This is a genomic window from Streptomyces sp. SA15, from assembly GCF_002291145.1.
GTDB lineage: Bacteria > Actinomycetota > Actinomycetes > Streptomycetales > Streptomycetaceae > Streptomyces.
The window spans coordinates 45,729-57,379 of sequence record NZ_NTGE01000131.1 but is presented as its reverse complement, the minus strand read 5'-3'; the positions used below and the strand labels follow the sequence as shown (position 1 = coordinate 57,379).

Below are 11,651 nucleotides of genomic sequence, written 5' to 3'. Positions count from 1 at the left end.
CCGCCACTGACAATCGAGGCACGTGCGCCCGGAGAGACCGGCGCGACGGCCGCGACCCGGGCCCGCATCCGCGCCATCACCGGGTCCGCGTACCGCAGAACGACCGGGGCGAGCAGCAGCCCGATCGGCGGCGCGGGGGGGGGGGGGGGGGGGGGGGGGGGGGGGGGGGGGGGGGGGGGGGGGAGGTGGCGCGGACGGGGGTGGCGGCGGGGGAGGTGGCGCGGACGGGGGTGGCGGCGTGACCGGAGGGACGGGCGCGGTGGGGGTGACCGGCGCGGTGGGTGTGCGCGCCTCCGTCGAGGTGCGGCCACCGGTCGGGGAGGTTGCAAGCCCCTGGGCGGTCTGTTCCTCGAATCCCGGTGGCTTCGGTCCGGGCGGGAAGGTCGCGGGGCCCGGAGGAGGGTCGGGTGGCGGCTCCCAGGGGGCACGCCGTTGCGCCGGGACGCCGGACCGCGCCGGGCGCGGCGGCTCGTCCGCCGTATCCGCCGTATCCACGGCATCCACGGCATCCACGGCATCCACCGCCTCCACCGCCTCCACCGCCTCCACCGCCTCCACCGCCGAGGCGAACCGGTCGTCGAGTGAGTCGGGCGTGGCCGTGGGGCCCGTGTCCTCGGTGGAGTCGTCGTACAGCTGGCGCCACCAGTCGTCCTCATGACCGGTGGGCCTTCCCCCCTGCTGGTTCATGCCCCTAATTGTCCACCGCACGGGCCATATGAAAACGGGGCAACCGGAAAATCCGGCGGGCCACCGCGCGTCGAACAGCGTGCCGGGTGAGCCCCCGAACGCCGGTCCGGAGGCGATGATGTGCCGAGGCGGGTTCGCGCTGCCGTCGGGCTGTGCGTCCGTCACCGACCGGTGTGCATGAACGGGCCGTCCAGGGCCGCCCACTGCAGCAGCATGATGGTCTTGGCGTCGGCGATCTCGCCGTTGCGGATCATGGCCAGCGCCTTAAGGAAGGGCAGCTCCACGACGGTGATGTCCTCGCCCTCCTCGGCGACGCCCCCCGGCGTCGCCGTTGCGGTCGTGGCCCGGTAGGGGGCGGCGAAGAAGTGCAGGCGTTCGGTGACCGAGCCGGGACTCATGTAGACGTCGAAGAGGTGCTCGGCCGTCCCGATGACGTGTCCCGTCTCCTCGGCCGCCTCCCTGCGGATGGCCTCCTCGGGGGTGTCACCGTCCAGCAGGCCGGCCGCCGTTTCCAGCAGCATCCCGTCGGGATGCCCGTTGACGTAGGCGGGCAAGCGGAACTGACGGGTCAGCAGGACGGCTTCGCGATCGGTGCTGTAGAGGAGGATCGTGGCACCGTCGCCGCGGTCGTAGGTCTCGCGCTGTTCGCGGCTCCAGTGGCCGTCGCCGTGCTGGTAGTCGAAGGTGGTCTTGCGCAGGACGTACCAGTCGCAGGAGAGGACCTCCACGTCGACGATCCGCACTCGCGGATTACCGGTCAGCTCGCGGCCATGCCGGTCCAGGCCGGTGCGGCCGCGCCGGTCCGGTGTGTCGATGCCCGCGGTCACCGGGCGGCCGGGACGTCGTCGAGGCTGGTGTACACGGCCTTGCCCCAGGCGCGTGCCTTGGCGACCATCCGGTCGGCGCCCTCGGACGGGCCGCCGATCCGCAGCACCGCGTCGCAGCGGGCCAGCAGCTGCTCGGCGACGGGGTGGAAGATCTCCTCGTAGGCCGCGTCACCGGGGCCGGTGCTGCCGGCGGTCTCCAGCAGCGGCAGGGCGAGGGCCTCACCGGTGACTCCTAGGTGACCGGCGCGGAAGAGCTTCAGGGCGACCTCGTTCATGGCCCGGACGTTCGCCTTGAGCTTGTGCGGGTCGTCGCCGGTACCCGACCGGTACGGTCCGGCGACCAGGATCATCAGCGAGCGCGCGGCGGTAGGCACAGAACTGCTCCTTGGTGAGAGGTGGGTGACGGTGTGTCAGACAAGCTGGGTCTCGACACCCGACTGCCGCAGGGCCTTGAGGGTGGCCGGCCCGTTGGGATGGGTCTGCGGGTCTTCGGCGGCGGCGTCGGTGACGAAGTGATCGGCGGCGTTGAGCGCAGCGACCTGGCTGAAGGCCCTCACGCCGAGTTTGGTGGCGTCCGCGACGGTGACCGTGCGGGCGGACTGGGCGAGCCCGACCTGTTTGACGGCCGCGTCGTCCAGGGAGAACTCCGACCAGCCGTGCTCGGCGTGCACGCCGCCGATGGACATCACGAAGCAGTCGAAACTCAGCGACTCCAGCGTGCGCAGCGCGAGCGGCCCCACGAGCGAGCGTTCCCCCTGGCGGGAGCGTCCTCCCACGACGAGGAGGTCGATCCCCGGGCGGTCCGCCAGGCGCAGCGCCGTCTGCAGGCTCAGTACGGCGACCGTCAGCGGGGCGCGTTCGGCGAGGTGCTCCGCGACGTGCACGGTGGTGGTCCCGGCGTCCAGCAGCACGCGTGATCCGGGCTCAACCATCGCCGCCACGGCCGCACCCAGACGGTCCTTGGTGGCGGTCTGCCACTGTTCCCGTGCGGCGAACCCTCCCCCCTGCTCGCGGGGACGGTTGGCGACCGCCCCGCCGTGCACCCGGCGTACCAGGCTCTGCCGCTCCAGCGCGTCCAGGTCGCGGCGCACGGTCATCTCCGAGACCCCCAGACGCTGGGAGAGCTCCGACACGGACACCTGGCCGGAGCCCTGCACCAACCGCAGGGTCAGATCCAAACGATCGGCGACACCCATGACAACCTTTCTAACATGCCAATGTTCGTTTGAACATAGACTTGTGCGAAAGGCCCTGCGGACGCCGCCCCGTACATCAAGTTCGGGCCCGGCTCCGCACGGAGCCGGGGGAAGCCGTGGCTGTGGGCCGTTTCGTTCGGGCTCGGGAGACCGTCGCCTACGCCCTACGCCGCTCGTCAGGCTGAGTCCGCCTTCTCAGTAGGAAGACTGCCCGACCGGATTTGGTGGGGAGAGGGGCGGTTGTGTGGTGTACGGAAGGTGCGTCGGTAGCCCTGGGGCGTGATGCCCACTCGCCGGATGAAATGGTGGCGCAAGTTGTCGACGGTTCCGAAGCCGGTGCGCCCGGCGATCACGGTGATCGGATCGTCGGTGCTCTCGAGATGGTGCTGGGCGAGCAGGACGCGCTGTCCGGTCACCCACTGCAACGGAGTCGTTCCGGTCTCCTCCTGGAAGCGGCGGGCAAGGGTGCGTGGGGACACGTGGGCACGGCGGGCCATCGCCTCGACCGTCAGTTCCTGGTCCAGGTTGGCCTCGATCCACGCGAGGACGGGCGTGAGGGAGCCGGTGCCCTCTCGAGGCTGAGGGCGTTCGCGGTATTGACGCTGGCCGCCTTCTCTGTGCGGGGGAGCGACCATCCGTCGGGCGATGGCGTTGGCGACGGAACTGCCGTGTTCCTTGCGAACCAGATGCAGGCAGGTGTCCACACCGGCGGCCGTACCGGCCCCGGTGATGACCGGGTCCTCGTCGACATACAGCACATCCGACTCGACGAGGGCCTGCGGGTGGCGGCGGGCGAGGTCCTCGGTGTAGCGCCAGTGGGTGGTACAGCGCCGCCCGTTCAGGAGGCCGGCTTCGCCAAGGAGGAAGGCGCCCGTACAGATGCTCAGAACGCGGGCGCCTCGCTCGACCGCGGCACCCAGCGCCTCGGTGAGGTGCTCCGGCTGCCGCACATCTCGATCGTAGGCAGGCACGCAGATCAGATCGGCTGAAGAGAGCCTCTCAAGGCCATGACGGACCCGTACGTCGAAGCCGTGCCGGGTGGGCACACTGCCACCCGTGGCCGAGACGAGAGCGAAGTCGTAGACCGGCAAACTGTCGTCACCGCGGTCAATACCGAAGACCTCGCAGAAGACGCCCAGCTCGAAGGCATGGCTGCCTTCGAGAGCCAGAACAGCCACATCGCGCATCGGTTCCACTCCCCCTCTTGCCGCCATGGCGGGAATTTCAGCCTACCCGTCATTTCTGCCACTCCCGCTGGTGCCTCGGCCCCTGAAAGCCTCGCCCCATGCCACACGCCCTTCCTACAGCCATACGCCCCGAGTCGGCCTTCCAGGCCTCTGCCGATGCCGCCCTTTCGGCCCAGGCGGCCCAGGTTCTCCACACGCTCGCGCTCGACGAGGACTTGAAGTGGAGCATCCCGACAGACCCGGTTCTGGGCCGCCTGGCTCGCAAGGTCGCCCAACGGTTCGTGGCCGGCGAGAGGCTCACCGAAGCGTTGGACCGCGCGGAGCACATCATCGCCGCCGGTCACCGCGTGAACGTCGAGTACATGGGAGAAAGCTGCCGCGACGCGCAGCGGGCCACGGCCGAGACCGAGGTGTTCCTGGACGCGGCCCGGCTTCTGCCGCCCGGCTGCTCGATCTCCCTGGACCTCTCCCACATCGGTCTCGCCGTCGACGAGGAACTCGCCCTGGCCAACGCATCCCGCGTCGCACGGGCCACCGCCGACAGCGGCCGGGAGATGGTCATCTCGGCCGAAGGCTCCGACCGCACGGATGCCGTGCTCGCCGTCCACCGCGACCTGTGCCGACGGTTCGACCACATCGGCATCACGGTTCAGGCGCGACTGCACCGCACGGGCGACGACCTGGCTGAACTCCTCGCTCGCCCCGGCCGCATCCGCCTGGTCAAGGGCGCCTTCCTCGAACCCGAGACCGTCGCCTACCGGCGCGAAGACCCTGCTCTGAGGACCGCCTACCTCACCTACGCGGAACAACTGGCCGACTCCGGCCACCTCTGTTCCTTCGCCACCCACGACTGGGATCTGATCCACCGCATCGACCATCACCTCGGAGGGAAGGGCCACGAGAGGGCCCCCTGGGAATTCGAGACGCTCCTCGGACTCGGCCCCGACCGTCTCGACGCCATGGCCCAGCACGGCCACCCCACCCGTGAGTACGTCGTCTTCGGCACCGAATGGTGGCTGTACGTCTGCAACAGACTTGCGGAGGACCCCCGGCGCCTGCTCCAAGCGCTCGTCGACGTCGCATCCTGAGACCACTACGACCACACTCTCCGTCACGTGTCGTGGAGCGGCCGCCCCCTTCCCACCGCCGGACTGCTCCTGCTACGCAGCCGCATCGGCCGCGGGCGTTTCGTGTCGGCTGTGGCGCCCCCTGCGGATGCACCGAGACGGTCCGGGCCGGGGGGACGGCAGTCGAGGGCGACGCGCTCCACCGCCTCGATCCCTGCTGCCGGCCGGGCTGACGGACGCGAGCGTCGCCAAGCACCTCGATCTGGGCTGAGGACCGTGCAGCGCCGGGTGAAGCGGCTGATGGAGCTGACCGGTGCGACGACCCGGCTGGAGCTGGGATGGCACGCGTACGAGCGGGGGTGGGTGGCCCGGGAGCGGCCCGAGTGAACATGGCCGGCCTGCGCCTTCCCCCGCACTCCGGCACTCTGGACAAATGGGAGTGGTGGACCTCCTGCTGGTCGGCCTGGTCATGCTGCTCGGTGTGGGCGGAGTTCTGGTGCCCGGTGTGCCGGGATCGTGGCTGGTGTGGTCCGCGGTCCTGTGGTGGGCGCTGAAGGATTCGCAACCGGTGGCCTGGGGCGTGCTCGTGGCCGGCACCGTCGCGCTGCTTCTCTCCCAGGTGGTGCGCTGGGCCCTGCCGCCCCGACGGCTGCGCGCGAGCGGCGCCACCCCGCGGATGGCGCTGTACGCCGGGGTAGGGGCGTTCGTCGGCTTCTTCCTGATCCCCGTGCTCGGCGCGATCCCCGGCTTCATGGGCGGCATCTACCTCTGCGAACGCCTACGGCTCGGCCGTCACGGCGAGGCCATGGCGGCGCTGCGGACGGCGATGCGCTCGGGCGGCTCCAGCGTGCTGACGGAGCTGTTCACCTGCCTGCTGATCATGGGAGCGTGGCTGGGGGCGGTGCTGTGGGGGTGAGCCAGTTCCTGAACCAGTTCCTGGCTACGTCCCGTGTGGGTCCCGTCGTAGGTCTCGGGACGTAGGACGAGGATCCGATGCGCCGGGCGAAGCCGGGGTGTTTGGCTGGCTGCCATGACCGAATTCAGCGAGGCCGAACTCGCGTACCTGAAGTCGCAGCGGCTCGGGCGCCTGGCCACCGTCGACCAGCACGGGCAGCCACAGGCGAACCCGGTCGGCTTCTACCCGCGGGACGACGGGACCATCCTCATCGGCGGCTACGCCATGGGCACCACCAAGAAGTGGCGCAACCTGCGGAAGAACCCGAAGGTCGCCCTGGTCGTCAACGACATCGTCAGCGTGAGGCCGTGGAAGGTGCGCGGCATCGACATCCGCGGTGAGGCAGAACTCCTCGTCGGTCCGCACGACTTGGGTCCACACTTCAGCGAGGAGCTGATCCGCATCCTTCCGCGGCGGATCCACAGCTGGGGGCTTCAGGAGGGCGACTAGAGGACGCCTTCAAGCGTGAGCAGTGTCGTCTTGCGCTCCAGCCCACCCGCGTACCCCGTCAGTGAACCGTCGGCCCCGATCACCCGGTGGCAGGGCCTCAGGATCAGCAGCGGGTTGGCGCCGATCGCGCCGCCGACGGCCCGTACGGCGGCGCGGGGTGCGCCGATGCGGGAGGCGATCTCGCCGTACGTCGTGGTCGAGCCGTAGGGGACGGTGTCGAGGGCGGCCCACACCTTCTCCCGGAACTCGCTGCCCTCGCTCCGCAACTCCAGCCGGAACTCCTTGAGTTCCCCGGCGAAGTAGGCGGCGAGCTGTTCCTCGGCCTCGTGGAAGAGGGTCGGGTCGTGCCGCCAACCGTCCTGGACGGTACGGCCGTTCTTCTGGCCGGGCACGCAGAGGGAGGTCAAGGTGCCGTCCGGGTCGGCGGTCAGCAGGAGCCCGCCGACGGGGCTGTCCACGGTGGTGTAGTGCGTCTCGTTGGTCATCAGTACTCCAACTCCCCTGCCGCACGCAGGTGTCGCAGGGCGTATGAGCGCCAAGGGCGCCAGGTGTCGGGCAGGTCCGGGCCGGGCGGGGCGACGTCCGGGTCGCCGAGGGCGCGGGTGCGGATGGCGGCGACGGTGCGGGCGTCCAGGCCGGGCAGGGCGAACAGGGCGTCCTGCGCGTCGTCCCGGTCGACGCCCGGGTCCAGGCGTACGGCACCGTCGGCGAGTGCGGCGGCGAGTGCGCCCAGGGTTCCGTCCGGCTCGGCCTCGGCGAGGACGGCCGGTTCGGGGAAGACGTGGGTGAGGCTGCCGCAGGGGGCGTCGAGTGCCTTGCCGTACCGCCGTACCAGCCGCTCGGCCTCCGTACGCCCCACCAGTGCCCGCACCGCGAGCTCCTCCGGGTCGGCGGCGCCGGGCGACCGCAGTCCGGGCCGGGCGGCGACGAGCGGGGCGAGCCGTTCGTCGGCGCCGAGCCGCTCGTCCACGGCGTACGGATCGGCGTCGAGGTCGAACAGCCGTCGCAGCCGCTGGACGGCGGTGGTCAGGTCGCGGGGGTCGGTGAGGTGCAGAAGGGCGTCCAGCCAGCCGCCCGGATGGGCGCCGGACGCGGACCTCACCGAACCCGGCCGCTCGTCGACGGCGACGATGCCGGTGCCGTGCGGAAGACGCAGGGTACGGCGGTACGTCCGCCGCCCGCGCGGCCCACTCACCAACTCCACACCTGCCACGGCCTCGCCCTCCAGCAGATCGAAGACGGCGCCCGCCTGGTACGGCCCCCGGTGGGCGAGCCGCAACGGGATCCCCGCGGTCGGTGTGGCCGTACGCCGGGTGGCCCGGCCGCCGTGGGGTGCGGCGGCCCGCAGCTCGCTCGGCGTCGACGCGTAGATCTCCCGCATCGTGTCGTTGAACTGCCGCACGCTGGCGAACCCGGACGCGAACGCGATCTGGGTGATCGGCAGGTCGGTGGTCTGCAGCAGGACGCGCGCGGTGTGCGCCCGCTGGGCCCGGGCGAGGGCGACAGGCCCGGCCCCGAGCTCGGCGGTGAGCTGGCGCTGCACCTGCCGCGCGCTGTAGCCGAGGCGTGCGGCGAGCCCGGCGACGCCCTCCCGGTCGACGACACCGTCACCGATCAGCCGCATGGCCCGCCCCACGACATCCGCGCGGACGTTCCACTCGGCGGAGCCGGGCACGGCGTCCGGCCGGCACCGCCGGCAGGCCCGGAACCCCGAGCCCTGCGCGGCGGCGGCCGTAGCGAAGAACCGGACGTTGTGCCGCTTCGGCGTCACCGCCGGACAGCTGGGCCGGCAGTAGATCCCGGTCGTCGCGACGGCGAAGAAGAACTCCCCGTCGAACCGCCCGTCCCGACTCCGCACCGCTTCGTACCTGGTGTCTTCGTCCATCACGACATCCAGTCTCGACGGTGACCGGGGCAGGGGCTAGCGGAAATCGGACGTGGAGATGGGTCGACAGGAAGCCCTACATCCAGCGCCCCCTCTTCGCCTCCATCGCCGCCTTCCCCTCCGCCCCCTTCCGCTTCCAGTCCCGCCGAATCTCCGCCCTGAGCCTCGCATCGGTCTTGGCGACGATCCGCTGGTTCTCCCGGATGAGCTTCCGGTAGCTGTCCAACCGTCGCTGGGGCAGCTCACCGGAGTCGATCGCGGCCAGCACCGCGCACCCCGGTTCACTCTCGTGCGCGCAGTCATGGAACCGGCACCGCTCGGCCAGTTCCTCGATCTCGGAGAAGACCTGCCCGACCCCGCTCTCGGCGTCCCACAGTCCGACACCTCGAAGCCCCGGCGTGTCGATCAGTACACCGCCGCCCGGCAGCGCGAGCAGGTTGCGCGTGGTCGTCGTATGACGGCCCTTGCCGTCCGCGTCCCGGGTCTCTTGCACCTCCATCACGTCCTCCCCCAGCAGCGCGTTCGCGAGCGTGGACTTGCCCGCACCGGACTGCCCGAGCAGCACGGACGTACCACCGGAGACGACGGCGACCAGGACATCGAGCCCGTCCCCGCCCACCGCGCTGACCGGCACCACCGGCACCCCCGGCGCCGACGTCTCCACGTCCTGCACGAGGTGCGCCAGCGTCACCGCGTCCGGCACGAGGTCGGCCTTGGTCAGCACGACCACGGGCTGCGCCCCGGACTCCCAGGCCAGCGCCAGGAAGCGTTCGATGCGACCGAGGTCGAGTTCGACGGCCAGCGACACGGCGACGATCGCGTGGTCGACGTTGGCGGCGAGGATCTGCCCCTCGGACCGTTTGGAGGAGGTGGAGCGTACGAAGGCGGTACGGCGCGGCAGATACGTCCGTACGTAGCGCGGGTTGCCGCCGGGTTCGACGGCGACCCAGTCGCCGGTGCACACGACCCGCAGCGGATCGTGCGGAGTGACGAACGCGGTGTCCGCCCGGACGATCCCGGCGGCCGTGACCACGTCGCACTGCCCGCGGTCGACCCGGATCACGCGCCCGGGCAACAGCCCCTCGGACTCGTAGGGGACGAACTCGTCCGCCCACGCCTCGTCCCAGCCGTAGGGAGCGAGAGCGGAGTAGGCGGAGAAAAGAGAGGTGGAAGTCAAGGGTGACCCTTCACAAGGGCGGCCCCGGCAGCCGCGCGCTCAGGCGCGCGGAAGGAAAGGAGTCGAAGAAAAGAAAGTCGACGTGTCAGCCGGCGGCCACGGAGGTGGACTTGATGGATTCCTGGATGCGGGCAGCGCCCATCGCAATGACAGCCATCGGTCGACACCTCCGTTCCACACAACGTACTGACAACGGCAGCCACTGGCCGCCGTACAAGACCAGCCCAGGATAGGGACACGCGGAGCCGGGCCGCCACCCAGTTTTCGGTGCGCTCTCCAACATTGCATCGGCCCCGAGAAGAGCATCACGGCTCTGCGCAGGGCAAACGCTAGGACCGGAGGCCCACCCGGCCAGCGTGGAGAGCACCTCATCATGAGGACGCAGTTAGCGATCTTGATGGAACCATCCCCGCGGGGTGCGGGGAGCATTTTTCCGGGTCCAGCAGCAGTAGCAGCCACTTGGGACCATCCCCGCCAGAGCGGGGATTGAACTAGTGCATCACCCTCTGGCGTTCAGAGCGCGCGCAAGACGCAGTGTGCCGGTCGTTGCCTCAGCGTCGAAGCCCTTGCCGCACTCGACGCAGCGCGCGCATCGACTGACCGAGGCTACTCCTCCCTGTCTGCGCTAAGGAGACTTCGCACTAGAGAGACTCGGATTCGCCGTGCACCAACTGAACTATGGGCGAGTACCCAGCCAATGAAACCGCAGCCTCCGACACACGCAAGAACTGCGAGGATCGTCTCGCCCTTCGCCACCAGAAGGGAGCCGATAGCAACGCAGGAAACGATGACTAAGGCTTCTGCGGAGCCTATGCCGTTCGGTCGGTTGACTCCGCTCCACGCCGCCTGGCGCGCTGGCGCACGGCAGGCCGGGAAGCCGTCCGTTGGGTGGGACGCCGAATGAACCACCGCTGCTGCGGCCGGCGTGGACTCATCAGATAGCGACATCTTCATGGCTTTCATGGTGTCGTGCCTCTGTGGCCTTCACTCGACATGCCAACAAGTGGCTGCTACTGGCCAACTTCCGCCCGGCGCTTAGGAAGTCCGCCTCATCGCTGTTAGCTACCTGATCGTGGTGGAGACACCCACAACGACCCGCTTGCCCCGAGGATTGGCCGATCATTCGGGCACAGAACACGTGGCGGCAAGCCTGGCAGGTATCGTGACCAACCTGCAGGCCGGACGACACATCGACCTGCCAGATCCCTTGCGAGTGCCATGACGCTCGCCTTCGTACGCGGCGCTGAAGTACGCCCATGTGGCGCTCACCAACCACCTGTAAGCCCATCACGCGACATAGGGAGCATGTGCAGTAAGTACTGGCGATCGGCTGGAAGACGGGACCCACCCCATGGGTTCGGAACCACTCGAGCGCCGACTCCCCCTTCACCCGCTCGGTGGGGAACTCCCCCAGGTCGAAGGAACACCGACGTTCCCGGCGGATCCCGACGCCCGCCAAACCGGCAGGCGGGGGGGACTGCCGGTGCCTATCGGGAACGAACCCTGGGTCAGCCATCTGGTTAGAGGCGGGGCGTGCTGGGCCGCGAACTACCTTGCGGGCACGGGGAAGCAGACGTCGATCTCACCGAGCGACTCGATCGTCAGGGGACTATCCCCGCGGGTGCGGGGAGCAGCACCATTCCGCTGCCGCTGCCGTCCGACCACCGGGACCATCCCCCGCGGGTGCGGGGAGCAGCCGTATGAGTTCGGGTGACCGCGACCCGAATGGGGACCATCCCCGGCGGGTGCGGGGAGCAGTTCGAACCGTCACGCTCGGGCTTTCGCCCCACGGGACCATCCCCGCAGGTGCGGGGAGCAGGTGCAGCGACCACCCCGAACCGGATGGTAACGGGACCATCCCCGCGGGTGCAGGGAGCGGCGTTTCGCCAACGCCAACGCCCGTGCGGCAGCGGGACCATCCCCGCGGGTGCGGGGAGCAGCCGACTCGTCCGTCGTTGCCGTCGATGTAGTGGGGACCATCCCCGCTGGTGCGGGGAGCAGGAAGCGGACCACCTGCGGAAGCGGCTTGCCCCGGGACCATCCCCGCGGGTGCGGGGAGCAGAGCTTCTGGTTGTCGTAGGCGTACTTGACGTCGGGACCATCCCCGCGGGTGCGGGGAGCAGTCCTCATGGGCCTCGGCGATCTGCTCGTCGAGCGGACCATCCCCGCGGGTGCGGGGAGCAGGCGTACCCCTCGACCTCGCACCAGTCCATGTCGGGA

The 11,651-nt window shown here is 70.1% G+C and carries 11 protein-coding genes, 1 pseudogene and 1 CRISPR repeat array (1 of these 13 only partly in view); of the genes and pseudogenes, 5 read left to right on the top strand and 7 right to left on the bottom strand.

All coding sequences use genetic code 11. The annotated features are described in order from the left end of the window. The first annotated feature begins 432 nt into the window (after window positions 1-432). Complete coding sequence (locus CLM62_RS50295) at window positions 433-585, top strand: hypothetical protein (protein WP_179382294.1); 153 nt, start codon at window positions 433-435, stop codon at window positions 583-585. Between the two features lie 263 nt (window positions 586-848). Here the strand turns inward: CLM62_RS50295 and CLM62_RS31100 are convergent, their stop codons facing one another. The 4 genes from CLM62_RS31100 to CLM62_RS31085 form a co-directional block, all read right to left on the bottom strand. Next, complete coding sequence (locus CLM62_RS31100) at window positions 849-1,514, bottom strand: NUDIX domain-containing protein (protein WP_095753227.1); 666 nt, start codon at window positions 1,512-1,514, stop codon at window positions 849-851. Further along, window positions 1,511-1,864 (bottom strand): DUF4406 domain-containing protein, encoded by a 354-nt coding sequence (locus CLM62_RS31095; RefSeq protein WP_095753226.1) that lies wholly within the window; start codon window positions 1,862-1,864, stop codon window positions 1,511-1,513. Before CLM62_RS31095 ends, CLM62_RS31100 begins: the two co-directional genes overlap by 4 nt. A gap of 60 nt (window positions 1,865-1,924) precedes the next feature. Next, on the bottom strand, window positions 1,925-2,710 hold the full coding sequence (locus CLM62_RS31090; RefSeq protein ID WP_095753225.1) for a DeoR/GlpR family DNA-binding transcription regulator: 786 nt from the start codon (window positions 2,708-2,710) through the stop codon (window positions 1,925-1,927). Window positions 2,711-2,886: 176 nt separating this feature from the next. After that, a complete protein-coding gene (locus CLM62_RS31085) occupies window positions 2,887-3,897 on the bottom strand; it encodes a GlxA family transcriptional regulator (protein WP_095753224.1) in 1,011 nt (336 codons plus the stop codon). 98 nt (window positions 3,898-3,995) lie between these two features. On the opposite strand from CLM62_RS31085, the gene CLM62_RS31080 reads away from it, so the two are divergent. The 4 genes and pseudogenes from CLM62_RS31080 (at window position 3,996) to CLM62_RS31065 (ending at window position 6,369) form a co-directional block, all read left to right on the top strand. Next, complete coding sequence (locus CLM62_RS31080; RefSeq protein WP_095753223.1) at window positions 3,996-4,985, top strand: proline dehydrogenase family protein; 990 nt, start codon at window positions 3,996-3,998, stop codon at window positions 4,983-4,985. 190 nt (window positions 4,986-5,175) lie between these two features. Continuing rightward, window positions 5,176-5,351 (top strand): annotated as a pseudogene (locus CLM62_RS49485) (helix-turn-helix transcriptional regulator); the annotation flags it as partial. A 46-nt stretch (window positions 5,352-5,397) separates the two neighbouring features. Then, a complete protein-coding gene (locus CLM62_RS31070) occupies window positions 5,398-5,880 on the top strand; it encodes a DUF456 domain-containing protein (RefSeq protein WP_095753222.1) in 483 nt (160 codons plus the stop codon). Window positions 5,881-5,994: 114 nt separating this feature from the next. Further along, window positions 5,995-6,369 carry a PPOX class F420-dependent oxidoreductase gene (locus CLM62_RS31065; RefSeq protein WP_095753221.1) on the top strand — a complete coding sequence of 125 codons (375 nt, stop codon included), beginning with the start codon at window positions 5,995-5,997 and terminating at the stop codon, window positions 6,367-6,369. Here the strand turns inward: CLM62_RS31065 and CLM62_RS31060 are convergent. The 3 genes from CLM62_RS31060 to rsgA form a co-directional block, all read right to left on the bottom strand. After that, a complete protein-coding gene (locus CLM62_RS31060) occupies window positions 6,366-6,854 on the bottom strand; it encodes a methylated-DNA--[protein]-cysteine S-methyltransferase (RefSeq protein WP_095753220.1) in 489 nt (162 codons plus the stop codon). The genes CLM62_RS31065 and CLM62_RS31060 overlap by 4 nt on opposite strands. Next, entirely contained in the window at window positions 6,854-8,254 is a 1,401-nt protein-coding gene (locus tag CLM62_RS31055; protein ID WP_095753219.1) for a DNA-3-methyladenine glycosylase 2 family protein, read from the bottom strand. Before CLM62_RS31055 ends, CLM62_RS31060 begins: the two co-directional genes overlap by 1 nt. Before the next feature lie 76 nt (window positions 8,255-8,330). Further along, the gene (gene rsgA / locus CLM62_RS31050) at window positions 8,331-9,431 is read right to left on the bottom strand and encodes a ribosome small subunit-dependent GTPase A (protein ID WP_095753218.1); all 1,101 of its coding nucleotides are present in this window, start codon (window positions 9,429-9,431) and stop codon (window positions 8,331-8,333) included. Between the two features lie 1,544 nt (window positions 9,432-10,975). Further along, window positions 10,976-11,651: direct repeats of the CRISPR family, unit length 29 nt; unit sequence GGGACCATCCCCGCGGGTGCGGGGAGCAG; it runs 2,405 nt beyond the window's last position.